The sequence below is a fragment of the Burkholderia aenigmatica genome (genome assembly GCF_902499175.1).
In the GTDB taxonomy this organism is placed as follows: domain Bacteria; phylum Pseudomonadota; class Gammaproteobacteria; order Burkholderiales; family Burkholderiaceae; genus Burkholderia; species Burkholderia aenigmatica.
This window is the reverse complement of the sequence record NZ_CABVQC010000015.1, coordinates 110,657-134,504: the sequence shown is the minus strand read 5'-3', so window position 1 is coordinate 134,504 and position 23,848 is coordinate 110,657. Positions and strand designations below refer to the sequence as shown.

The following is a 23,848-nucleotide window of genomic DNA, read 5'->3' as shown; positions in this document are numbered from 1 at the left end:
GTTCGGCGAGCGATTCACGCAGGCGCGTGGATAACCTGTTGTTCAACCGCCTCGCCCACAAAAATGCGGACAGGTTCCCGAGGTTGGTGCGGTCGAACGACGCGCCGCCTGCATCCAGCGCCAGATGCTGCATCGGCAGCACCGCATACGCGCCATAGCGCCCGCCGAGCACCGACAGGTTCGACATCCAGACCACGCGCGGAATCAGCACGTCGGCATCGAGCTTGAAGCCCGGCACCGAACCGTTGCCGTGCGAATCGTTGAAGCGCGACGCGTGGTAATGCGTGTAGTACAGCAGCGCATACAGTCCGGCCGGCGGCAGTGCGCCGGCAAAAAACGCCTCTGCGCCCTCGCCGATCGTGTCGCCGCCGCCCTCCGTCGCCCATGCGCCCGTGCTCAATGCGAGGCCCGCGCATGCGGCGAGCGAACACAACCCGAATGCAGACTTCCGTTTCATCGATGTCTCCAATATTCGTTCTACTGAATTGATTTTTTATAGGGGCGCTTTCACGAGCACCCGCGTTGCCGCCGCTTGCGCCGATGCGCGCGACGCGGCGGCAACCCGTCCTGCCAATGGACTACGCGCTGAAATGGTCGATGACGAGCTGGTTGAAGCGTGCTGCGTGCTCGATCTGCGTCCAGTGCCCGCACCGGCCGAACACGTGGAGCTGGGCATTCGGCAATACATCGAGCAGCTTCAGCGAACTGTCGAGCGGAATCACGCGGTCCTCGCGGCCGTGCACGATCAGCGTGTCGTGCATCAGCGCGCGCAGCTTCGCTTCATCGCTTGCGAGCGCATCGACCCAGCGCTGGCGCGGCGCGGGAAACATGTTCGCGAACGCCTCCTGGTAGCCGGGCCGCACGCTCGCGTCGTAGCGCAGCTTCGCGAGATCGTCGTTCACGAGCGTGCGATCGAACGCGAAGATGTCCAGCAGCGCGCGCATGTTCGCGATCGACGGCGTATAGCCCCACACCGCATCGAGCCCTTCGGTCAGCGTGAAGCGCGTACCGGCCGCGCCCATCAGTACGAGCCGGCCGACCCGCTCGGGCGCCCGGATCGCGAGTGCCAGCGCGAGCGCGCCGCCGAACGAATTGCCGACCACGTGCGCGCGCTCGATGTCGAGCGCATCGAGCAGGCCGAGCGCGTGATCGACCCAGTGGTCCATCGAATAGCGGTATCCGGCCGGCCGCTCGGTTTCGCCGAATCCCGCCATGTCCGGCGCGATCACGCGAAACTGCCGCGCAAGTGCGGGCATCGTGAGCCGCCAGTTCGCATAGGCGGTCACGCCTGGCCCCGAGCCGTGGATCAGCAGCACGGGCGGCCCGTCACCGGTGTCGTGATAGTTCGTGTCGATGCCGCCGGCGACGATCCGGCGGCCGATTTCAGGATTGGATGACATGACGCTCCTTCAGTCGATTCATGGGGACGTGGCGTGTTACCGCCCGCGCTGTTTCGCGCTCTGCCCGCCGATCCCGAAATGCGCCTTCGGCATCTCGGTGATGATCACGCGCACCGATTCGACCGGCGCATCGAGCGAGCGATGAATGGCCTGCGTGACCTCGGCGATCAGGCGTTCCTTCTTGTCGTCGTCGCGGCCTTCGAGGATGTAGAGATGAGCAACCGGCACGATGGCCTCCTGTTTGGTCGTGTTTCGTTCAGATGAAACGCAGGCCGATCGAGCCGATGTCCTGCACGCGCAGCGTCACGCTGTCGCCGGCTTCGACGGCCACCGCCTCGGTGATGCCGCCGGACAGGATCAGGCTGCCCGCGGGAATCGATTCGCCGCGCGCACCGAGGTGGTTCGCGAGCATCGCGACCGCGGCGGCCGGATGCCCGAGCACCGCCGCGCCGGCGCCGAACGCCACCGGCAAGCCGTTCTTCTCGAGCACGACGCCGAGCGTGCGCAGGTCGACGCCCTCCACCGCGAGCGGCCGCCCGCCCGCGACGAAGCGCGCGGCCGACGTGTTGTCGGCCACCACGCTCTTCAGGTCGAACTTGAAGTCGCGGTAACGGCTGTCGATCACCTCGATGCCGGCGATGACGAAATCGGTCGCGGCGAGCACCGCACCGATATGGCAGCCCGGCCCTTTCAGCTCGGCCTTGGTCACGAATGCGATCTCGGGCTCCACCTTCGGATGGATCAGTGCCGACGTGTCGCATTCGCCGCCGTCGGGCAGGTCGTAGATGTCCGTGAGGAAGCCGAACACGGGCGTGTCGACGCCCATCTGGCGCATCTTCGCGTGCGACGTCAGGCCGGCCTTGTAGCCGACGATCCGCGCCCCGCGCCCGAGTTGCCGGCTTCGGATGGCGTCCTGCACCGCGTAGGCATCGTCCCAGTCCATCTCGGGATGGCGGTCGGTGATCTTCGGCGTGTCGCGCGCGTCGCGCATGCAGCCGTCGAGATGCGCGGCGAGCGATTCGACGATATCGGTAGTCAGATTCATGCGGCCTCCTGCTTGGCCTGCGCCGCGCGCGCCTTCGCGAGCGTCAGCGCGGTGTCTTCGATCATGTCCTCCTGCCCGCCGACCATCCCGCGCCGGCCGAGCTCGACGAGGATGTCGCGTGCCGGGATCCCGTACTTGTCGCCCGCGCGCTTCGCGAACAGCAGGAACGAGCCGTACACGCCCGCGTAGCCAAGCGTCAGCGCGTCGCGGTCGAGCCGGATCGGGAAGTCCATCATCGGCACGACGAGATCCTCCGCGACGTCCTGGATCTTCCACACGTCGACGCCGGTCTCGATGCCCATCCGCTCGCACACGGCGACGAACACTTCGAGCGGCGTATTGCCCGCGCCCGCGCCGAGCCCGGCCGCCGCGCCGTCGATCCGGTTCGCGCCGGCCTCGATCGCGGCGATCGAATTCGCGACGCCCATCGCGAGGTTGTGATGGCCATGAAAACCGAGCTCCGTATCCGGCTGCAGCGCGGCGCGCACCGCGCCGAGGCGCGCCTTCACGTCGTCGGGCAGCATGTAGCCGGCGGAATCGGTGATGTAGATGCAGTTCGCGCCGTACGACTCCATCAGCTGCGCCTGCTTCACGAGCCCTTCCGGGCTGTTCATGTGGCTCATCATCAGGAAGCCGACGGTATCCATGTCGAGCTTGCGTGCCATCGCGATGTGCTGCTCGGAGACATCGGCCTCGGTGCAGTGCGTCGCGACGCGGATCGTATGCACGCCGAGCGCGTGCGCCTCCTTCAGATGGTCGACGGTGCCGATGCCCGGCAGCAGCAGCGCCGATACCTTCGCGCGCTTGAGCAGCGGGATCACCGCGCCGAGGTATTCGGCGTCGGTGTGCGCGGGAAAGCCGTAGTTGACCGACGAGCCGCCGAGCCCGTCGCCGTGCGTGACTTCGATCAGCGGCACGCCGGCCGCGTCGAGCCCCGTTGCCACCGCGCGCATCTGGTCGAGCGTCATCTGGTGACGCTTCGGGTGCATGCCGTCACGCAGCGTCATGTCGTGGACGGTGATTCGCTTGCCTTTGAGATTCATTGCCGTTTCCTTGTTCGTCCGGTCGTGGGATGCGCGCGCGTCAGGCGGCCTGCGCGGTCGGCTGGAGCGCGAGGCGGCCGGCCAGCAGCTCCTCAGCGAACATCTCGGCGGTGCGCGCGGCGGCGGCCGTCATGATGTCGAGGTTGCCCGCGTATTTCGGCAGGTAGTCGCCGAGGCCTTCGACTTCGAGGTAGATCGACACGCGGTTGCCGTCGAACACCGGCCCGTTGACGAGCCGGTAGCCGGGCACGTAGCGCTGCACGTCGGCGATCATCGCGTGTACCGATTCGACGATGCGTGCCTCGTCGGGTGCGGTCTCGGTCAGGCAATGCACGGTGTCGCGCATGATCAGCGGCGGGTCGGCCGGGTTGATCACGATGATCGCCTTGCCTTCCTTCGCGCCGCCGACCTGCGCGACTGCCGCCGCCGTCGTGCGCGTGAATTCGTCGATGTTCTTGCGCGTGCCGGGGCCGACCGAACGCGACGACACGGTCGCGACGATCTCGCCGTAGGCGACCGGCTGCACGCGGGACACCGCGCGCACCATCGGGATCGTCGCCTGGCCGCCGCACGTGACCATGTTCACGTTCATCTCGCCGGAGCCGATGTGGTCCATCAGGTTGACGGGCGGCACGCAGTACGGGCCGATCGCGGCCGGCGTCAGGTCGATCATCAGCACGCCGAGCGCGTTGAGCTTGCGGCTATTCTCCGCATGTACGTAGGCGCTCGTCGCGTCGAACGCGATCTGCACGCCGTCGGTCTGCACGTGCGGCAGCAGGCCGTCGACGCCGTCGGCGGTCGTCTTCAGCCCAAGTTCGCGCGCGCGCTTCAGGCCATCGGAATCGGGATCGATGCCGACCATCCAGAAGGGTTCGAGCACAGGGCTGCGCATGAGTTTGGCGAGCAGGTCGGTGCCGATGTTGCCGGGGCCGATCAGCGCGCAGCGGATTTTTCGGGTCATGGGGAATTCCTCGTTTGCCAGTAAAGGGGAACGGCGCCGCTCACGCGAACCGCACCGAACATGCGCCGATCCCGCCGATCGACACGCGGAAGTTGTCGCCGGGCCCGGCCGGCGCCATCGCGGCGAGCGCGCCGGACAGGATCACTTCGCCCGCTTTCAGCGGAATGCCGAGCCGGCCGAGCGTATTGGCGAGCCACGCGATTGCGTTGACCGGCGAGCCGAGTGCGGCCGCGCCGGCGCCGGTGCCGATCACGTCGCCGTTCTTCTCGAGCACCATCCCGCAGGTCGCGAGATCGACGCGGCGCGTGCTCACCGCCTGGTCGCCGAGCACGAACACGCCGCACGACGCGTTGTCGGCCACGGTGTCGCCAATCCGGATCTTCCAGTCGCGAATCCGTGAATCGACGATCTCGAAGCACGGCATCACGCATTCGGTCGCGGCCAGCACCATCGCGTTCGTCACGCCGGGCCCGAGCAGGTCGCGCTTCAGCACGAACGCGATCTCGCCTTCGGCCTTCGGCTGAATCAGCGTGTCGAGCGCGATGCACGCGCCGTCGCCGTACACCATCCCCGACAGCAGGTAGCCGAAGTCGGGCTGGTACACGCCGAGCATGTCCATCACGGCTTTCGACGTGACGCCGATCTTCTTGCCGATCACGGTTTCCCCGGCGTCCAGGCGACGCTGCACGAAGCGTTGCTGGATCCGGTACGCGTCGTCGACCGACAGGTCCTCGTGCTGCGACGTCAGCGGCGCGACGGGCGTGCGCGAGGTCATTGCGTCGTACAGCCGGTCGCCCAGCGTGGTAATCAACGTGGAGTCCATAAGAGTCTTCCGATCAGTAACGGGTGGGTCAGAGCTTGATGCAGACGTTGCGCAGTTCCGTATAGAACTCGAGCGAATGCACGCCGCCTTCGCGGCCGATGCCCGATTGCTTCGCGCCGCCGAACGCGGTGCGCAAGTCGCGCAGGAACCACGAATTGACCCACGCGATGCCGACGTCGATCGACGCGGCGACACGATGCGCACGGGACAGGTTGGTGGTCCAGATCGCGGTCGACAGCCCGTACGCGTTCGCATTCGCGCGGCCGATCACCTCGGCTTCCGAATCGAACGGCATCACGAGCGTGCACGGCCCGAAGATCTCGTCGTGTGCGATCGGCGAATCGTCGCCAAGGCCCGTCCAGATCGTCGGCTGCACCCACGCGCCGTCGCGCAGGTCGTCCGGCATGTCGGGTACGCCGCCGCCCGTCACGACCGTCGCGCCGAGTTCGGCCGCCTGGCGGTAGTACGACAGCACCTTGTCGCGGTGCTCCTGGCTGATCAGCGGGCCGATGCCGGTCGTCTCCGCGTCCGGGCGGCCCGGCCGCAGCCGTTCGGCGCCGGCCTTCAGCGCGGCGACGAAGCGCTCGAACAGCGGACGTTCGACATACACGCGCTCGGTGCCGAGGCACACCTGCCCCGCGTTCGCGAAGCACGAGCGCAGCGTGCCCTCGACGGCCGCGTCGAAATCGCAGTCGGCGAACACGATCGCCGCGTTCTTGCCGCCCATCTCGAGGCTGACGGGCCGCGCGCCATCGGCCGCCGCCTTCATGATCGCCGCGCCGGTGCGCGTCTCGCCGGTGAACGTGATCGCGTTCACGCCGGGATGGGTCGTCAGGAATTCGCCGGCCGAACCGGGCCCGAAGCCGTGCACGACGTTATAGACGCCGCGCGGCACGCCCGCTGCGTTCATCACTTCGCCGAGCAGCGCGGCCGTCTGCGGCGTTTCCTCCGACGGCTTCACGACCACCGTGTTGCCGCACGCGAGCGCGGGCCCGACCTTCCACGTCATCAGCAGCAGCGGCAGGTTCCACGGGCAGATCACGCCGACCACGCCGACCGGGCGGCGGATCGCATAGTTGAGCGCGCCCGCGCCGTCCGGCGTCGCCATTTCGAAGGTTTCGCCCGGCACGTTCTTTACGACGTCGGCGAACACCTTGAAGTTCGCCGCGCCGCGCGGGATGTCGATATGGCTCGCGAGGCTGACCGGCTTGCCGGTGTCGGCCACTTCGGCTTCGAGGAAATCGTCGAAGCGGCGCGTGATGCCGTCGGCCACCGCATACAGGATCTCGACGCGCTGCGCGACGGTCAGGCCGCCCCACGGCCCCGACAGCGCCGTGCGCGCCGCCAGCACGGCCGCGTCGACGTCCGCGCGGCTCGCTTCGGCCACGCGCGCGATCACGGCGTTGTCGAGCGGCGAGCGCTTGTCGAACCAGCGGTCGCCCGCGCGATAGTCGCCGTCGATGAAGTTGCGGACGCGCCGCGGTTCCGGCTGCCCGCCGGCGGGGCCGCGTGTCGCGGCAAGAGGTTCCGTGTCGTACATGATGTGGTTGCCGATAGTCGTGAATCCGTGATCCGGTGCGGTCGCGAACGACCTTCGTAAAGAACGTCCGCGCGCCGCATGCCGTGTTTCGCCTGTCGCCCGTCACCCGCCGCCGAAGCCGGCCGCGTCGAGGCCCGCGCGGGCGCAGCGTTCGTCCTGTGCCTCGCTGCCGCCCGACACGCCGATGCCGCCGATCAGCACACCGTCGTCGACGATCGGCAGCCCGCCGCCGAACGCGACGAAGCGCGGGCGCAACACGAGCCCCTGCCGCACGGCCGCCGAATGCGCGGCCAGCGCGTCGTGCCACGCACCGGTCGGCAAGCCGAAGCTCGCGGCCGTGTACGCCTTGTCGATCGCGATGTCGATCGAATGCAGCGGCGCGCCAGGCATTCGCACGAATGCCGCGAGCAGGCCGGCCGCATCGACGACGGCGACGTTCACGCGCACGCCGAGCCGCTCGGCGGCCTCTGCCGCCGCCTGTGCGGCGCGCGACGCGGCGGGCCAGTCGATCGTGCGCGTGACGACGCTGCGGGTCGAATCGTTGCAAGCCATGACGCTGTGCTCCTTGCGCGGGTCAGGTGTAGACGGTCGTGAACGCTTCGTTCAGTTCACCGGAATGGAAGAAAATCCCGCGCCCGAGTTCGTCCTCGGTCCACGTCGTGACCGGGCGGTCGGGCTGCGCGAGATAGCCGAGCCCCGCGAAGGTTTCGTTGCGGTTGCCGCTCGGATCGAAGAAATAGATGGTCGTGCCGCGCGTGATGCCGTGCCGCGTGGGGGCGACGTCGATCTTCACCTTGTTCTTCGCCATCACGTCGGCCGACTTCAGCACGTCGGCCCAGTCGTCGAGGAAGAACGCGATGTGATGCAGCCCGTTGCGCGGGCCGCCGACGAACGCGATGTCGTGGGGCGTCGAGCTGCGGAACATCCACGTCGCGGCCTGGATCGTGTTGCCCGGGCCGACCATGACCTGCTCGGCCAGGTGGAAGTCGAGGCACTCGGCCATGAAGCGCGTGTTCTCCTCGACGCGGTTCACGCCGGCCTCCGGGTTCAGCTCGCACATCAGCAGGCAGTGGTCGAGCCAGTGCACGGCCGAGCCCGGAATGTCGTCGGGCCACGGATCGGGATTCAGCGACCCGACCGCGGTGCCGACCAGCTCCTTCTTCGCGAACAGGCGCAACTCGTGCCCGCTCGGCAGCAGGAAGCGCAACTGGCGGCCCACCGCCGGCAACGCGCCCTCCGGCAACATCTCCGTCGGGATGCCGTACGCCTCGATACGCTGCTGCAACGCGTCGAGATCGGCGTCGTGCTCGACCTTGTAGGCCGCATGCTTGAGCCCCGCCTGATCGGACGGCGACAGGATCAGCGAATACCGGTCCCATTCGTCCCAGCATTTCAGGTAGACGTTGCCGGCCGCGTCGCGCATCGTCTCCTGCATGCCGAGCACGCGGATGTAGTGACGCAATGCCGCCTCCATGTCCATCACCTTCAGATTGACATGACCAATACGCATCACACCCATGGTGAGTCTCCTCCTTGGTTACTTGTTGAAATCCGGCGTCCCGGCGCACGCCGAGCCGCAGAAAAACGGCTTTTTCAGCCGGCCCGCCACTTCCAGCTCGACGTCGCCGTCCGGCGCGACGCGGCACGCGAGCGCATAGCCGTCGCGCTCCTCGTCGGCGCTTACGTGCGCGCGGCTGGTCGGCCCAAGCCGGTGCACCGCGCCGCGCAGCACGCGCACCTTGCACACGCCGCACCCGCCGTTCAGGCACCCGACCGGAATGCCGCGCCGGCCGAGCTTCGCCATCCCGGCCAGCAACGATTCGCCGGACGCGCACGCATAGCGCTCGTCGGTCTGCGCGATCGTCACCGTGGCGCACACGCGGCCCGCGTCCATGTCACACCCGCCGGAACAGCGGGCTGCGCGTCTGTTGCGCGTCGGCCGCCGAGATGAACTTCTCGTGATAGATGTCGCGCTCGAACAGGCGGCCCTTCATCAGCGCGGTGATGCATGCGTCGATCATCGCGGGGGGCCCGCACAGGTACGCCTGATGACCCGAGAAGTCGCCGTCGAAATGAGCATTCGCGACGTCGTGCACGAACCCCTGCGCGATTCCGCCGCCGGTATCGGCCGCCCCTTCGGACAGCGCCGGCACGTACGTGAAGTTCGGGTAACGCTCGGCGAGCGCACGAAATTCGTCGTGGTAATAGAGTTCCTTCGCGTTGCGCTGGCCGTAGACCAGCGTGATCGACGCGGTGACGCCGCTCGCGAGCAGGTCCGCGATCATCGAGCGCGGGCTCGACAGGCCCGATCCGCCGGCCATGAAGATCATCGGCAACGCGGCCGAGCGGCGCACGAAGAAGCGGCCGTACGGGCCCGACAGCCGCACGCGGTCGCCGGTCGCCAGCTGCTCGTGCAGGTAACCGGTGCCGAGCCCGCCCGGCACCTGCCTGACGTTCAGCTCGATCTCGCCGGTCGCGGCCACGTCGGCCGGTGAATTCGCGATCGAGAAGGCGCGGCTTTGCCCGAGCCCCGGAATCTCGAGCTGCACGTACTGGCCGGCCTGGAAATGGATCGGCTGCGACAGCTTCAGGCGGATCGACTTGATGGTCGGCGTGAGCGCGTCGATGCGCGTGACGTCCGCCGCGAAGTCCTTGACGGGGATGATCTCCGCGTCGGGCTCCTCGTCGACGTCGGCCTCGATCACGGTGTCGGCCTGCAGCGTCGCGCAGCACGCGAGCGCCTTGCCTTCCTCGCGCTCGAAGTCCATCAGCGCGAACGGGTTCGCGTCGCCGAGGTCGGTCTCGCCGTCGAGCACCGCGACCTTGCAGGTGCCGCACAGCCCGTGACAGCACGCGTGCGGAATGTAGATGCCCTGGCGCAGCGCCGCGTCGAGCATCGTCTGTCCTTCCTCGACCTCGATCGTGACGCCCAGCGGCTCGATGGTTAGTTGGTGGCTCATGATGGTTCGCCCGTCCGCGTCGCGGTCAGAAGCTCGCGCCGCCAAGGCCGTCGAGGCCCGGCGTGCGGAAGCTGATCAGGTCCTTGTGCCCGAGGCCGTTGCCGGCCAGGCTCTTCGCCGCGTCCGGCGCCCACGGCTCGCCCGAGCGGAACCACTCGACGCGATCCCAGTCGATCTTCGCGAAGTCCGGGTGGTAGCCGTAGACGGGCGGCAGCACGTCGCGCGCGAGCGCGCCGAACGGCAGGTCCGGCGGCAGCGGCAGGCAGAACGGCGCCGGAAACATCAGGTGGTCTTCCCAGCACACGTAGAGCAGCGGTGCCGGAAACTTCCCGACCGCGTCCTTGATCGGGAAGTCATAGGGTTTGAGCGCGATGACGGCCATGCTTGTCTCCTGTCGGCCGGCGTTCGCGCGTTCGCGCGCGCGCCGGTCTCGTTCAAGGTTGCGTAGGTGTTGCGTATCGATCAGTTACTCGTGGCCTGGCCACGCCATGCCGCGAAGTTCTTCTGGTCTTCCGAGCCTTCGAAATCGAGGTTGTCGCGGCCCATGCCCACCGCGTAGTAATCGAGTACGGCGGCGAGCGGATCGAAGCCTTCGGCGCTCGGGTCCGCATCGGGCGGGAAGCAGTTGCCCTGGTGGATCTGGTGCACGGGCAGCCACGCCTGCACGTACTTCTGCGGTTCGTGATCGAAGATTTCCCTGCAGTGATCGCTGCAGAAATGGAACTTGTTGCCGAGGTAGTTCGATTCGCGCGCGCCGATCTTTCGCGGGTTGCCGGGCTCGGTGAACAGCATCGGGATCTGGCAGGTCTGGCACAGCATCGGCAGCGTCTTCATGTAGAAGCGGTTGCCGGCCTTCGCCTGTTCGCCCCAGTGGTCGAAGCGCGGGCGGTAGTAGCGGTCGAACGAGTCGGGATACTTCGCGGACAGCCACGCCATCTCGTCCTCGGCCGGCACCCACGTGTGGAACGCGGACGCCGCGTTGAAGCCGTAGAACGTCGACCATGCCTGGTGGCTGATGTGGTCCTTGCCTTCGCATGCGTCCTGCCAGCCCTTCGGCTCGCGGATGCCGTAGCGCGCGAGATCCTTGAACAGCGCGCCGCCGTTCTGCTCCGCGTACATTTCCCACGACTCGCGCCAGCTCATCACGCGCTTCGGCTGCATGTAGTCCATCATCATCGCGACGAGCGTCAGCAGCCGGTAACCGCGCCAGAACCACTTGTCGATCCAGCGCTGCACGATCGGCACGTTGTCCGGATCCTGTTCGAGCAGGAACTTGATGCACTCGATGCCGAGCGTCATGTGGCGCGATTCGTCGGACTGCGCGGAGAAGCCGAACGTGACGGTCGACATGTCGCCGTTGTAGGCCGCGCCCGACATGAACGGCACGAACAGCAGGTTCGTCAGCACGTATTCGAACGAGAAGCTCACGGCGGTCAGGAATTCGAACGGCCCCGACGAGTACGCATCCTCGAAGAACGACTTCGGCACCGACAGGTACCAGACGCGGTCGAACCAGTGGTTCGAGTGATGGAACCCGTTGAAGAACTTGTTGTACGTCGACATCGCGTGCGTTTCGGTCTGGTAGTGCCGCAATTCGTCTATCGACTGCATCTGGCACGCGATGCGCGCGCCCTCGCCGGTGAAGTGCCGGCCGACGTGCGCGAAGCCGCGATGCGCGAGGTATTCGAGCGGCGTCACGCCCTGGATGAACAGCTTCAGCGCGTTGATGTAGCGCGCATCGGTCACGCCGAGGAACGCGTTGTTCTGCGTGAACGCGTCGATCACCGCGTACAGCTTCTTTTCCTTCTCGCCCTGGTATTTCCAGTACGCGTCCATCGTCAGGCGAAACGGGTCGACCCACTTGTCCCAGTCGTGGATCTTGATGCCCTCGTAGCGATCGTACGGGAAGACTTTGTCCATCGGCTGGTAGGTCGTCTCCCAGCCGAGGCCGCGCGTCATCGCCGCGTAGCGGTCCTTCAGGCCGAGTTTTTTCTTGAGCGTTGGCGTGTCCATTCGTGTCTCCGGTGTTGTCGGTGCGCGTGGCGCGGCGTTCAGTGCGACCAGCTCAGCGTGAACTGGTCGTCGTCCTCGTCGATGTGGCCGGACAGCGTGATCAGGTTCACCTGAAGCTGCTGCAGGTCGAAGCGCGTGCCGGTCAGTTCCTCGATCGTTTCGCGGCGGATCGTCAACCGGTCGGGCGAATCGATCTTGACCATGCCGGGCGACTCGACCACCACCGCGAGCGGGTTGTCGGCGACGATCGCCTCGACGATCGGTCTGGACTCCTCATTGGCCTGGAAGGCGATGAATACGTTGGACATGCTGGTTTCCTGGATGAAAGGTGGGCGGCCCGGCGTCAGAGCGCGAGGCCGAGCTTCGCGACACGCGCGTGGAACTGTTCCCGCACTTCGTCGAGCGCGGCGCGGCCGTCGTCCTGCAGCGCCAGCGCCGCCACCGGCGCGAGCGCCGCGTCGGCCCGCGCGGACCAGTCGCGCGTCCAGCGTGCCAGCAGCGCGCGGTTGTCGTCGGATTCCGACGCCATCGTCTTCACGACGGCATCGATCCAGCGGTTCGATTCGGTGTGCCATTCGGGCATGAACGCGGTCAGCATCGCCACCGCCGTGCCGCCCGCGAGCGCGATTCGTTCATCGACGAAGCGGTCGTACACGAGCGGGTACAGCAGCCCGTCGAGCGCCAGGTTCTGCGCGACGAACAGTTCGACCGGATCGGCAATCACCAGCGTGTCCTCGACATAACGCCGCAGCGGCTGCCACGCGGCGCCGGTCGTCCACGCCGCCTTGGCGGTGTCGAGCACGTCGGGCTCGGCCATCGCGAGCGCGAGCCGCGTGAGGTACTGCGCGACCCCGAGGTTGTCCATCGCATGAAACATCGCGGGCGCCGTGAACACGGTGCCGTAGCCGAGCGCGCAGACCTGCGCGTTGTTCATGTTCGCGCCCCAGGCCGCATGGCGCAGCGGCACCAGCACGTCGAGCGCGTGCGCGGCGACGTCGTCGCGCATCAGGCCGATCATCCGGCGCGACTCGACGAACTCGAAGTTCGCTTCCATCGTGTCCTGCTGGCGCGCCCGCGTGGTCGCCCACGACGCGTAGTAGAACTGGCGCGGGTCCTTCAGCGCGTACCAGTTCGCCATCCGGATCGCCGAACGCGACGCATCGAAGATCTCGTAATCGGGATCCCACGTCGGGCGGTAATGGAAGTTCGCCTGGGGCTGCGCCCCCATCATGCCTTCCTGGTAGCGCGTCGCCGTCTTGTCGCCGCCGATGTTCTGCGCCACGTGCGCAAAGGTGTGCCGGAGCGGCTTGATGTCGACTGTCTTCAGCTCGATGGTCACTTCTTGCTCCTCAAGGTCATGGGTTCGCTTCGACGTCCAGCCGCGTGACCTGCTGTTCGCGGCAGAACGCGTCGAAGGCGGCAGGAGGCAACGTCAGTTCGACGCACAGCTCCGGCGCACCGCCGATCGACAACTCGAATTCGACGAAGCCGCGTGGGTTCGTACCGGTGACACGGACGCACTTGCGGCCCGGGTCGAGTGGGGAAAGATCGGTGTCGGTTGGATTCATGATCGGTGTCGCCTCCATGCCGTCCTTCAATGCAGCATCCGTGCCACGCGCGGCCGGTTCCGCAAAAAATCTCGATAATTCAGGGAAAGCCCTGACGCAAAGTTCAAATTCGCGATCCACAATGGCGGTTAACCAGAAGGGAAAACGCGCCCGAGCCACTGCGCCAAACGCCTGATTCGGCGGCCCTCTTCATCATTTGAGCAACCCGGCAGCACGCATTTGATGAAATGATCAAACGGTTGCCCGGGTTGGGGCGCCGCTTGCGGAAATTTCGAAAATCACGAGAAATCTCGACGGAGGAGACATGACGCGGCCCAGCCTGCCCCCCTTGCCGCCGGACACCGACCTGCGCAAATTGATCCATTTTTCGGCGAGCGACGGCCGCATCTGGCTCGCCGGACAGCGGATGGTGCTGCTCCATGCCGGCGCGCTGGCGACGCTGCGCCAGGAGCTGATGGAAAGCGTCGGGCCGGCGCAGACGCGGCGGTTCTTCACGCGCGTCGGCTTCGCCGCCGGCGAACGGGACGCCGCGCTCGCCCGCGAGATCCGCAGCGGCGCGTCGCTGTTCGACATGTTCCATGTCGGCCCGCAGCTGCACATGCTCGAAGGCGCCGTGCAGGTCACGCCGCTGCGCTTCGAGGCCGATCCCGCGACGGGCGCGTTCTATTGCGAATACCGCTGGGAACATTCATGGGAGGCCGACGTGCACCGCCGCACGTTCGGGCCGCAGCCCGAGCCGGTGTGCTGGATGCTGATCGGTTATGCGACCGGCTATACGAGCGCCTTCATCGGCCGGACGATCCTGTTCAAGGAAACGAGCTGCGTCGGCATGCACGACCCGCACTGCACGATCGTCGGCAAGCCGGCCGAGGAATGGCCCGACGCCGAGGAAATCTCGTCGTGGTTCAAGGCCGATTCGCTGATCAACACCATCCGCGACCTGCAGACCGAGGTCGAGTCGCTGCGCCTCGAGATCGCACCCGACGATGGCCGCACGCGGCTCGTCGGACGCTCCGATGCGTTTCGCGCCGCCTATGCACTGCTCGAGACGGCCGCGCCGACCAAGGTGGCCGTCCTGCTCACGGGAGAGACGGGCGTCGGCAAGGAGCGCTTTGCGCGCGCACTGCATAGCCTCAGCCCGCGCGCCGCCAAGCCGTTCGTCGCGATCAACTGCGCGGCCATTCCGCACGCGCTGATCGAGTCGGAACTGTTCGGCGCGGAGAAAGGCGCCTTCACGGGCTCGCAGGTCGCGCGTGCCGGGCGCTTCGAGCGCGCGAACGGCGGCACGCTGTTCCTCGACGAAATCGGCGAGCTGCCGCTCGACGTGCAGGCCAAGCTGCTGCGCGTGCTTCAGGAAGGCGAGGTCGAACGGCTCGGCGCGACCGACGGCAGGAAGGTGGATGTGCGCGTCGTTGCGGCGACCAACCGGGATCTCGAACAGGCCGTGCGCGACGGCACCTTCCGCGCCGACCTCTACTACCGGATCAACGTCTACCCGGTGCTGATTCCGCCGCTGCGCGACCGGCAGGACGACATCGCGCTGCTCGCCGACGCGATGCTGGAACGCTTCGCGTCGCTGCACGGCAAGCCGGCGCCCACGCTGACCGACTATGCGTACGACGCGCTGCGCGGCTACCGGTGGCCCGGCAACGTGCGCGAGCTCGAGAACCTGATCGAGCGTGCAGTGATCCTGTCGCGTCCGAACCGGCCGGTCGACGCGAAAGACCTGTTCCCCGGCGTCGGGCTGCCCGGCGGCGCGAGCGTCGATCGTGCGGGGCAGATCAAGCCGGCCGCCGCGCTATCGATCGACTGCGCGACGATCCTCGACCAGTTGCAGGGTGGCGGCGGGCTCGACGGCCTCGAGCGCGCGCTGCTACACGAGGCCGTCGATCGCGCGAACGGCAACCTGTCGGCCGCCGCCCGCCTGCTCGGGCTGACGCGCGCGCAGCTCAGCTATCGCCTCAACCGCAAACAGGATTCGGAGGACGCGTGAAATGAACACCATCCTGCCCGCCCACCCGTTCGCCGACGCGCTGCCCGACGACTCCGCGCCTGCGATCGAGCCGGCCGCCGACGACGCAGTCGAACCGCATGCCCGCACGCTCAGCGAGCATGCGTACCACCAGCTTCGCCAGCACATCATCGAGGGGCACTACCCGCCCGGCGCGAAGCTGCGCGTCGAGCATCTGAAGAACGTGTACGGCGTCGGCGCGGGCACGCTGCGCGAGGCGCTCACGCGGCTGGTCAGCGATGCGCTGGTCGTCGCCGAAGGGCAGCGCGGGTTTCGCGTCACGCCGATGTCGGTCGACGATCTCGAAGCGATTACGCGGCTGCGCATCCATATCGAGGTCGATGCGCTGCGCGAATCCGTGCGGCGCGGCGACGATGCGTGGGAACACCGGGTGAGGCAGAGCTTCGAGATGCTGTCGGCCTGGGAGCAGCCGGTATCGATCGAACACCGGACCGCGTGGGAAGCGTGCAACCGGCGCTTTCACGAAGCGCTGATCTCGGCAGCCGCGACGCCGTGGACCTATCTGATCCTGCGCATGCTGTCGCAGCAAAGCGAACGTTACCGGCGCGTGTGCATCGGGCTCGGCGATTCGAAACGCGACGTGCATGCGGAGCACAAGTGCCTGTTCGACGCCGCGATGCGGCGCGCGGATGCGCGCGCGGCGCTCGCGCTCGAAGACCATATCGGCACGACGCTCGCCGTCGTGCGCAACGCGCCGCCCGGCACGCTGCCGTTCTAGCGCTTCAACGCGCGCTCGCAGCGCTCAGGCCAGCGCGGGATAACCGTGCGCGGCCGCCTGCTGCTCGAACCGCGCAATCGTGTCGTAGTCGGCTGGCGACAGCCGTTCGAATCCCTTCAGCCGCAACACGCGCGCCCGTTCCGCATCGGCCGTCACGGCGTGATCGAGTGCATCCTGCAATGCAGCGACCTGTGTGTCTTGGAGTGCTCGCGATGCGATGAACGGCAACCCCGGCGCGGATGCCGTCATCCCGACGATCCGGAGGTCCTCCCGCAATTCGGGCAGTGCATCCCTCACGTATGCGAACGTCACGCAGTCGATCGCTGCGCAATCGGCGTCGCCCGAAGCCAGCGCACGCAGTACGTTCAGGTGCGAGCCGAACGCCGCCACCGATCCGAAGAATCGTCCGTCGCGCGCATGCGGCGCGACCGCATGCCGGAGCGCGTTCATCCCGCTGTGTGAATCTCGACCGTTGAATGCGGCCCGCAGCCCCCGGCATGCGGCGAGCGTCGTCGCGCCGGCCGCATGCGCACGTGCCGACACGACCAGCACGCTGCTGTAGTGCGCGCCGTCGCAGCCGTCCGCGTCGAACAAGGGTGTCGCGATCAATCGCACGACATCGCGCAAGCCCAGCATCCGGTACGGGTAGCCGCAGGTCTGCGACAGCAGCAGATCGTCGCGCCGCCACAGCGCGTGAAGATCGTCGAAGGATTCATCGGGAAGCGTGACATCGGCGGCGGGCCCGCCCGCGTTTGCGAACGCATCGAGTGCATCGCGCAGCAGTGCGCGCCACAGTGCGTCGTGGCGCGGCGTCACGTTGTACATCGGCAGGGCGGCGATCCATGAGCTCATGCGGGCATTCTACGCATCGACGCTCGCGTAGCGGAACCCGGTTCGATCGCGCCAAAACAGGGGCTGAACGTGGCGCGGCACGCCCGAAGCTTATCGGCCCCGCGACGATAAGCAAATCCGAATCGATTGGTTGGCCGCGCGGTGCGATCCCGGTACCGTCCTGATGCCTGCTCGCGCATCGCCACCGCGCGTGATGCCGGACAGGCCGACCGTGATCCGCGAGACACCTGCGCACCCGGGCCGAGCTTGCCGGTTCAACCGCGCGTTCCCCGCACCGCCCGTTCAATCCCGCCTCAACGCCATGGCCGAATACTTCGACGTCGACCACGCGCGTGCGATCGCCGCGCTCGACACCCGCTTCACCGCCCGCACCGAGTGGCCGACCTGGCTGCTGGTCGTCGTGATCTACGGCGGCTGGCTCGCCGTGCTGCTGCTCGTGCGCGACGGCACCCTGTCGCTCGCGGCCGCGACGGCGCCGCTGATCCTGCTCGGCGCATGGCACCTGTCGCTGCAGCACGAACTGCTGCACGGCCACCCGACGCGCTCCGCGCGTGTGAACAAGCTGCTCGGCTATCCGCCGCTGACGGTCTGGTATCCGTACACGCTGTATCGCGACACGCATCTCGACCATCATCGCGACGAAGACCTGACCGTGCCGGGCGTCGATCCCGAAACGAATTACGTCACGCGCGAGCACTGGGCACGGCTACCGCGCTGGCGCCGCGTGCTGACGCTCGCACGCAAGACCTTCGTCGGTCGATTCGTCGCCGGGCCGCCGCTGAGCATCGCCGCGATGGGCGTCGACGCATTTGCCGCGTTCCGGCGCGGCGATTTCCGGTATCTGCCGATGTGGGCGACGCACGTCGCCTGCGTGGTTGCGCTGCTCGCGTGGCTGCAATGGGCGATCGGCATCCCGTGGTGGTATTACCTGCTCGTGATCACGTGGCCCGCGTTGTCGATCGCGATGATCCGCTCGCTGTACGAGCACCGCGCCGCGCCCCATCCGAAGGCCCGCATCGCGATCAATGAAGCCGGCTTCGCGATGCGGCTGCTGTATCTCAACAACAACTACCATCTCGTCCATCACGACCTGCCGAAGCTGCCGTGGTACGACCTGCCGCGCGCGTACCGGATGCGCCGCGACGCGTATGCGGAGAAATGCGGCGGCTTCGTGATTCGTGGCGGGTATCGCGAACTGCTGGCGCGCCATGCGTGGACGCCGACCGATACGCCCGTGCATCCGTTCGAGCAGGGCACGGCGTCGTTGTCGACGGGGCGTGGCGTGAAGGTGGCGGTGGTCGACGAGGTGTTGCAGGTCAGTACGTGACCCCGGAGCGATCCTCGTCGCCGCGGCGAAAACGCGCCGACCCCGCCTCTTCCGGTACAGTCTTCACCGGGAAAACGGGCCACGGACATCCGGCAGGAGGAAACGTCAAGCATGCATGCACCAGAATCGACATCACGCACGCGTAACGGGATCCGGCGCGTCCTGGCGGCCCTGCTGCTGACCCTGCTTCCACTGACCGGATTCGCGGAAGGCACGGTCGGATTCCGCGACGACATCCTGCCCCTGTTCCGCAACAAGCCGGCGCTGGAGCGCTTCGTCCTGGCAACCTTCGAGATGCGCGGCGCCGCGGTCGGCATTCGCATCTCGGGTGCAGCGATTCCCGGCTTGTCCGGCGCGAGAATCGGCCCCTACACGGTGCCCGTCGACTGGCGCGATCACGGCAAGCCGATTCCCGCCACGCTGACGATCTACACGACCCAGATCTTTTACGACAGCCACGGTCGCACGCTCGAAGGCGATCTGACACAGGCGGTCAAGGTCGTGGAGCAAGTCGATTCGATCTCCGTCGATCCGGCTCGCTAACGGCCGAAACCTTACAAAACACCGACGACCCCGCTCGCACCCGCGCATTGCCAATTGCGTCGGCAATGCCCAGAATGACGGCTCGTCCGGGGCTTCCAACAATCATTCGCCCCGGCTCTGCCCCCGGCCGCGCGCCGCACTTCCCCACGACGATGCAACCGAACACCCCGCCCGGCACGATCCGCGTGATCGGCAACGACTGGTCCGTTTCCGCGATTACCGCGGGCTTTCTCGCGGTGCTGATTTCCTATGCAGGCCCGCTCGCGATCTTCTTCCAGGCCGCACAGGCCGCCCATGTGTCCGACGCGATGGTGTCGTCGTGGGTCTGGGCGATCTCGATCGGCGCGGGCGTATCGGGCCTGTTCGCGAGCTGGAAGCTGAAGGTGCCGATCATCACCGCGTGGTCGGCGCCCGGCACCGCGCTGCTCGTCGGCCTGTTTCCGCAACTGACGCTCAACCAGGCCGTCGGCGCGTACCTCACGGCCGCGCTGATCATCCTGCTGATCGGCGTGACCGGCTATTTCGACCGGCTCGTCCGCCATATTCCGCGCGGTATCGCGTGCGGGATGATGGCCGGCATCCTGCTGCCGTTCGGCACGCATGCGTTCGCCGCCGCGTCGGAGCAGCCCGCGCTCGCGTTCGGGATGATCGCGGCCTACGTGATCTTCAGGCGCCTGCTGCCGCGCTACAGCATCGTGCTCGTGCTGCTCACGGGCGCCGCGCTCGCGACGCTGCTCGGGATGACGCATCTCGGCAACGTGTCCGCGAGCCTCGCGCACCCGATCTTCATCGCGCCCGAATGGACGCTCGGCACGACGCTCAGCCTCGCGCTGCCGCTCGTCGTCGTCAGCCTCACCGGCCAGTTCCTGCCGGGCATGACGATCCTGCGGGTGTCCGGCTATCACACCCCCGCGCGGCCGATCATCACGGTGACCAGCGTGATGTCGCTCGCGGTCGCGTGCTTCGGCGGAATCACGATCGTCGTCGCGGCGATCACGGCCGCGCTGTGCACCGGCAAGGACGCGCACGAGGATCCGGACCGGCGCTACATCGCCGGACTCGCGAACGGGGCGATCTACCTGATCGGCGGGCTGTTCGCGGGCACGATCGTCACGGTGTTCTTCGCGCTGCCGAAGGCATTCGTCGCGATCCTCGCGGGGCTCGCGCTGATCGGCGCGATCGGCGCGAACGTGCACGGGATCTTCGAGGACGAGAACCACCGCGAGGCGTCGCTGATCACGTTCCTTGCGACCGCGTCGGGCATGACGTGGCTCGGGCTCGGCTCCGCGTTCTGGGGAATCGTGATCGGATCGCTTTCGTATGCGGTACTGAACAAGGTGCGGCGACCGGCGTGATGCGCAACACCAGTCGCCACTGCCACCGCCACTACCGCGCGTGCTGGCGCACCAGTTGCGCGAGTGCGTCAGTCGGCGTCGTCGTCCCGTAAAGCCGCTCCGACACACCGTCCTCGACGTCGATCTGCCCCGCGTTGTGCACGTCGTACAGATCGACGATCAACTGCGCATGGCGTTCGCTGAGGCCCGCGCGCAGCAGCGTCGCGGCCCAGGTGTCGCGCGGCAGTTCATGCGCGACGATTGCCCGGCCGGCCGCTGCGCCGAGCGTATCGGCAATCGCGGTCACGCTCACCCGCCGCGGCCCTTCGACACTGACGATGCGCGGCCCGTTACCGCCTCCGGGCGCATCGAGCAACAGCCGCGCCGCGACGACGCCCACATCCGGCGCCCAGACCGTCGGGAACACCTTGTCGACCGGATGATGAAAGCTCGGCAGCACGCCCGTGCCGAGCGCGACCGGCAGGATGCGCGACCAGTTCTGCAGATGCTCGGCCGAACGCAGCAGCGTCAGGTGTGTCGGGATCGCCTTCAGCCGTTCCTCGAAGTCATGAAACAGGCGGGTGATGCCCGTATTGCCGTCGCGCTCCGCGCCGTAGTCCGACAGCGCGAGCAGCACCGGCGGCGGGTTGGCGGCGAGCGCGGCGGTCGCGACATCGATCGTCCGCGTCATCGTCGCGGCCGGATCGGGGTCGGCGACGGGTACCGGGCACAGTATCTGCACGGCCCGCGCGCCGTCGATCGCCGATGCGATCGTGTTCGCGTCCGTCAGCTCGGCGATCACGACGTCGCAGCCGAGCTGCGCGAAACGTTCACGATGGCGTGCGTCGCGCAACACCGCGCGCACGGGATGGCCGGCATTGCGCAAGGCCGTCACGGTCGACTGGCCGACGTTGCCGGATGCACCGAAGATCACGAACACGATTCGTTCCTGAGGGGGTGAAGGTGGGGTGATTGTCGGGTTGGGCGGAGGGAACGGCGCGCAGGGAGGGATGAAACCAGCAGGAAAGGATGATGGATTGGGCGGCGGCCATGCGAATCGTCCGCCGCCTTGCTAGTCGCTTCGAGTCCTGCGGTCCGCCGATGGCGGGCAACGACACACTGGCGAGGGATGAGCCGCTCACGCCCAAGGCGCTGCGCTTCAGGAGGCCCGTCGAGACCGAGGACGGTGCAGCGCTTTCTGGACGAGGACGAACGCGGTCATTGTCCAACAGCCTGCTGGACAATGGCCCCGAGATCCGAAGCGACAACGCATATCCGGCGCGGCGCCATCGCTCCGCTATGCCCCACCCCCGCTGCCCGCGCCGTCATAAGCCAGCCGCAGCCCGCCCCGCTCGCCCGACCGCGCAATCTCGGTCGGCGTCGCACCCAGCACGCGATTCATCCAGTTCGCCATGTGGCTCTGGTGTGCAAACCCGGCTTCGAGCGCGACCTGGCTGATGCTGAGCCGGCCTTCGAGCAACAACGCCTTCGCGCGCTCGACCCGGCGCCGCACGACGTACTGGTGCACGGGCATCCCGAGCGTTTCGCGGAACAGCACCTTGAAATGCGGCACGCTGATCGACACGAGCGCCGCGAGTTCGGTCAGCGTCATGCGCTGGTCGAGGTTCGCTTCGACATAGTCGATCACGCGCGCGGCCGCTTTCGGCGCGAGGGTGCGGCGGCGCTCGCGAAACGCCGGCTGGCCGTCGACCAGCCGCGCGACGAGCGCCGTACACAGGCTTTCCGCATAGAGCGGATCCGACGCGTCTTCCGCTTCGAGTTCGGCGGCCATCGCCCACGCGATGTGCTGCAGGCGCGGATCGCGCACCTGCAGCCGGCGGCGGATCTGCCCCTGCGACGGCTTCAGCTCGAGCTGTTCGACGGTCCGCCGCACGAACGTATCGGTGAGTGCGATATGGAGGATCCGGCAGTCGGCGCTGTCGGTCCACTGGCCGGGCAAGCCGGCCGGAATCACGTCGACGTCGCCATGCGCCTGGATGCGCGACACGCGCTCGCCGTCGCACACGCAATCCGCGCGGACGGGCGGCCCGATATGCACGCCGATCCGGTGATGGTCGGCCGCCGGAATCCGGTAGGTGCCCGCGCGAATCTCCAGCAGCGACGCGCCGAAGCCCTGCCAGCCGAGCCCGCGGCTGGTGCGCAGGCTGACCGGGACGCCGTTGTCCGTCGGCGCCGCGAGAATCGCATCGCTCATGGCCTTCCTCCCGTGGATGGGGATGTCGAACGCGCATTGTGACGCGTTTTCGGGCCGCCTGCCGGGCCTGCCGGGAGCACGCCCGGGCCAAGCAGAAAAAGATCATCCGTTTCTGCTCAGGGCCATCCTTCCGTGTGCGCCGGCGGGCGCGGCGCCGCTTACGATGGCCCCATCCGACACCTACGGAGACCGTCATGCCCCATCCGTGCCTTGCGCAACGCGTCGCGCTCACTGCGTCCTCGCCTTCCGCCGCTCCCCGCCCGTCATCCGGCCCCCGCTCCCGCAACGACCGCGCCACGATCGCCGCCTGGTGCCTGCGCATCGTCGGCTGGTACCGGCTCGAACGACTGCTCGCGTCGATCCCCGACAGCAACGACGATTTCGGGCTCGTCTGACCGGCCACGCGGCCGGCGTCGTTCGACCCGGTACGCCGCCTACTTGCGCCGCCGCTCGTGCGGCGCCACCGTCGCGCCGTCGATCACCGGTGCGCCCTGCTTGATCAGGAAATCCCGGAACAGCCCCGTGACCTGCGAGATCCGCCGGTCGGCGAGCGTGACCACATACCATTCGCGCTCGATCGGGTTGCCGGGGAACGGCAGTTGCCCGAGCAGCCCCGCGCGCAGTTCGAGTGCACACGCGTGCAACGACAGGAACGCAATGCCGAGCCCGGCTTCGGCCATCTGCTTGATGGCCTCGTTGCTCGACAGTTCGGAGCCCACATGGAAGCGGTAGCCGGCCGTCTTGAACAGGCTCTCGACGGTCGAGCGCGTGCCCGCGCCGCGTTCGCGCACAAGCAGGTGCGCGGATTCGAGATCCTTCAGCGCGACGCGCTTGCGCTGCATCAGCGGATGGCCGGGCGCCGCGACGAACACCATCGGATGTTTCGCGAACTCGACCGCATGAGTGCGCAGCTCCTTCGGCGCGCTGCCCATCACCGCGAGATCGATTTCATGCGTCGCGAGCATGCGGATGATGTCGTCGCGATTGCCGACCTTGAAGTACGTCTTCACATGCGGACGCGTCGCGGTGAATTTCACGAGCAGTGGCGGAATCAGGTATTCGGCCGTCGTGATCGCGCCGATCCGCAGCGTGCCGCCCAGATCGCCCGTCAACGCGGCCACTTCGTCGCCGGCCTCGGTCCACAGATGCAGGATCTCGCGCGCATAGCGCGACACGATCTCGCCGGCCGCGGTCAGCTGCACGCCGCGCCCCACCCGCTGCAGCAACGCGGCGCCCACGGCCTCCTCGAGCAGGCGAACCTGCAGCGACACGGCCGGCTGCGTCAGGTTCAGCTCCTCGGCCGCCCGCGACACGCTGCCGAGCCGCGCAATCATGTCCAGCGCCTTCAGTTGCCGAAACGTCGCGGTCTTTCCTATAAGTGAATACATATGAGTCGCTTATAAACATTAAATTGTTCGAGTGGGTTCGAAACTATATCGTCGGTTCTTGAGCAATGTCATCCGAATCGTCATCT

The 23,848-nt window shown here is 67.4% G+C and carries 27 protein-coding genes; 6 read left to right on the top strand and 21 right to left on the bottom strand.

From position 1 onward, the window contains the following. The 17 genes from BDO18943_RS13650 to BDO18943_RS13570 form a co-directional block, all read right to left on the bottom strand. The coding region (locus BDO18943_RS13650) for a SphA family protein (RefSeq protein WP_235996006.1) at positions 1-457 on the bottom strand (457 nt) is incomplete at its 3' end. Between the two features lie 121 nt (positions 458-578). Next, complete coding sequence (locus BDO18943_RS13645; RefSeq protein ID WP_175022698.1) at positions 579-1,400, bottom strand: alpha/beta fold hydrolase; 822 nt, start codon at positions 1,398-1,400, stop codon at positions 579-581. Positions 1,401-1,436: 36 nt separating this feature from the next. Then, positions 1,437-1,628 (bottom strand): 2-hydroxymuconate tautomerase, encoded by a 192-nt coding sequence (locus BDO18943_RS13640; protein ID WP_043178943.1) that lies wholly within the window; start codon positions 1,626-1,628, stop codon positions 1,437-1,439. Positions 1,629-1,656: 28 nt separating this feature from the next. Then, positions 1,657-2,445, bottom strand: coding sequence for a 2-oxo-3-hexenedioate decarboxylase (dmpH, locus tag BDO18943_RS13635; protein ID WP_175022697.1), 789 nt, complete (start codon positions 2,443-2,445; stop codon positions 1,657-1,659). Beyond that, entirely contained in the window at positions 2,442-3,488 is a 1,047-nt protein-coding gene (dmpG, locus tag BDO18943_RS13630) for a 4-hydroxy-2-oxovalerate aldolase (protein ID WP_175022696.1), read from the bottom strand. Before dmpG ends, dmpH begins: the two co-directional genes overlap by 4 nt. Positions 3,489-3,528: 40 nt before the next feature. Then, positions 3,529-4,449, bottom strand: coding sequence for an acetaldehyde dehydrogenase (acetylating) (locus tag BDO18943_RS13625; protein WP_175022695.1), 921 nt, complete (start codon positions 4,447-4,449; stop codon positions 3,529-3,531). A 40-nt stretch (positions 4,450-4,489) separates the two neighbouring features. After that, entirely contained in the window at positions 4,490-5,272 is a 783-nt protein-coding gene (gene dmpE, locus BDO18943_RS13620) for a 2-oxopent-4-enoate hydratase (RefSeq protein WP_043178951.1), read from the bottom strand. Between the two features lie 28 nt (positions 5,273-5,300). Next, on the bottom strand, positions 5,301-6,812 hold the full coding sequence (locus BDO18943_RS13615) for a 2-hydroxymuconic semialdehyde dehydrogenase (protein WP_175022694.1): 1,512 nt from the start codon (positions 6,810-6,812) through the stop codon (positions 5,301-5,303). A gap of 102 nt (positions 6,813-6,914) precedes the next feature. Next, complete coding sequence (locus tag BDO18943_RS13610) at positions 6,915-7,364, bottom strand: GlcG/HbpS family heme-binding protein (RefSeq protein ID WP_051889702.1); 450 nt, start codon at positions 7,362-7,364, stop codon at positions 6,915-6,917. A 22-nt stretch (positions 7,365-7,386) separates the two neighbouring features. Further along, positions 7,387-8,331 (bottom strand): catechol 2,3-dioxygenase, encoded by a 945-nt coding sequence (locus BDO18943_RS13605; RefSeq protein WP_043178953.1) that lies wholly within the window; start codon positions 8,329-8,331, stop codon positions 7,387-7,389. Positions 8,332-8,349: 18 nt separating this feature from the next. After that, a complete protein-coding gene (locus BDO18943_RS13600) occupies positions 8,350-8,706 on the bottom strand; it encodes a 2Fe-2S iron-sulfur cluster-binding protein (protein ID WP_175022693.1) in 357 nt (118 codons plus the stop codon). A gap of 1 nt (position 8,707) precedes the next feature. Then, complete coding sequence (locus BDO18943_RS13595) at positions 8,708-9,772, bottom strand: NADH:ubiquinone reductase (Na(+)-transporting) subunit F (protein WP_175022692.1); 1,065 nt, start codon at positions 9,770-9,772, stop codon at positions 8,708-8,710. A 25-nt stretch (positions 9,773-9,797) separates the two neighbouring features. Next, positions 9,798-10,154, bottom strand: coding sequence for a phenol hydroxylase subunit P4 (locus BDO18943_RS13590; RefSeq protein WP_175022691.1), 357 nt, complete (start codon positions 10,152-10,154; stop codon positions 9,798-9,800). An 80-nt stretch (positions 10,155-10,234) separates the two neighbouring features. Next, positions 10,235-11,785 carry an aromatic/alkene/methane monooxygenase hydroxylase/oxygenase subunit alpha gene (locus BDO18943_RS13585; protein WP_175022690.1) on the bottom strand — a complete coding sequence of 517 codons (1,551 nt, stop codon included), beginning with the start codon at positions 11,783-11,785 and terminating at the stop codon, positions 10,235-10,237. A 38-nt stretch (positions 11,786-11,823) separates the two neighbouring features. Then, positions 11,824-12,093: an MmoB/DmpM family protein gene (locus BDO18943_RS13580; protein ID WP_043178963.1), complete on the bottom strand. Its 270-nt coding sequence runs from the start codon at positions 12,091-12,093 to the stop codon at positions 11,824-11,826. Between the two features lie 35 nt (positions 12,094-12,128). After that, positions 12,129-13,124 (bottom strand): ferritin family protein, encoded by a 996-nt coding sequence (locus BDO18943_RS13575; protein ID WP_175022689.1) that lies wholly within the window; start codon positions 13,122-13,124, stop codon positions 12,129-12,131. A 16-nt stretch (positions 13,125-13,140) separates the two neighbouring features. Further along, a complete protein-coding gene (locus BDO18943_RS13570) occupies positions 13,141-13,353 on the bottom strand; it encodes a phenol hydroxylase subunit (protein WP_043179277.1) in 213 nt (70 codons plus the stop codon). Between the two features lie 304 nt (positions 13,354-13,657). On the opposite strand from BDO18943_RS13570, the gene BDO18943_RS13565 reads away from it, so the two are divergent. Beyond that, complete coding sequence (locus tag BDO18943_RS13565) at positions 13,658-15,346, top strand: sigma-54-dependent Fis family transcriptional regulator (RefSeq protein ID WP_175022688.1); 1,689 nt, start codon at positions 13,658-13,660, stop codon at positions 15,344-15,346. Between the two features lies 1 nt (position 15,347). Further along, entirely contained in the window at positions 15,348-16,103 is a 756-nt protein-coding gene (locus tag BDO18943_RS13560; protein ID WP_175022687.1) for a GntR family transcriptional regulator, read from the top strand. Positions 16,104-16,127: 24 nt separating this feature from the next. Here the strand turns inward: BDO18943_RS13560 and BDO18943_RS13555 are convergent, their stop codons facing one another. Beyond that, on the bottom strand, positions 16,128-16,955 hold the full coding sequence (locus BDO18943_RS13555; protein ID WP_175022686.1) for a phosphate/phosphite/phosphonate ABC transporter substrate-binding protein: 828 nt from the start codon (positions 16,953-16,955) through the stop codon (positions 16,128-16,130). 301 nt (positions 16,956-17,256) lie between these two features. Here BDO18943_RS13555 and BDO18943_RS13550 point away from each other — a divergent pair, with 301 nt between their 5' ends. The 3 genes from BDO18943_RS13550 (at position 17,257) to BDO18943_RS13540 (ending at position 20,180) form a co-directional block, all read left to right on the top strand. Then, positions 17,257-18,282: a fatty acid desaturase gene (locus BDO18943_RS13550; protein ID WP_175022685.1), complete on the top strand. Its 1,026-nt coding sequence runs from the start codon at positions 17,257-17,259 to the stop codon at positions 18,280-18,282. A gap of 111 nt (positions 18,283-18,393) precedes the next feature. Beyond that, positions 18,394-18,825, top strand: a complete 432-nt coding sequence (locus BDO18943_RS13545) for a hypothetical protein (RefSeq protein WP_175022684.1) — start codon at positions 18,394-18,396, stop codon at positions 18,823-18,825. A gap of 152 nt (positions 18,826-18,977) precedes the next feature. After that, positions 18,978-20,180 (top strand): benzoate/H(+) symporter BenE family transporter, encoded by a 1,203-nt coding sequence (locus BDO18943_RS13540; protein WP_175022683.1) that lies wholly within the window; start codon positions 18,978-18,980, stop codon positions 20,178-20,180. A 31-nt stretch (positions 20,181-20,211) separates the two neighbouring features. Here the strand turns inward: BDO18943_RS13540 and BDO18943_RS13535 are convergent, their stop codons facing one another. Further along, a complete protein-coding gene (locus tag BDO18943_RS13535; protein ID WP_175022682.1) occupies positions 20,212-21,099 on the bottom strand; it encodes an NAD(P)H-binding protein in 888 nt (295 codons plus the stop codon). A gap of 357 nt (positions 21,100-21,456) precedes the next feature. Continuing rightward, complete coding sequence (locus tag BDO18943_RS13530) at positions 21,457-22,374, bottom strand: AraC family transcriptional regulator (protein ID WP_175022681.1); 918 nt, start codon at positions 22,372-22,374, stop codon at positions 21,457-21,459. A gap of 194 nt (positions 22,375-22,568) precedes the next feature. Between BDO18943_RS13530 and BDO18943_RS13525 the strand changes: the two genes are divergently transcribed. After that, positions 22,569-22,769: a hypothetical protein gene (locus BDO18943_RS13525; RefSeq protein WP_175022680.1), complete on the top strand. Its 201-nt coding sequence runs from the start codon at positions 22,569-22,571 to the stop codon at positions 22,767-22,769. A gap of 39 nt (positions 22,770-22,808) precedes the next feature. On the opposite strand, the gene BDO18943_RS13520 is transcribed toward BDO18943_RS13525, so the two are convergent. Continuing rightward, a complete protein-coding gene (locus BDO18943_RS13520; protein WP_043178984.1) occupies positions 22,809-23,762 on the bottom strand; it encodes a LysR family transcriptional regulator in 954 nt (317 codons plus the stop codon). Positions 23,763-23,848 lie beyond the last annotated feature (86 nt).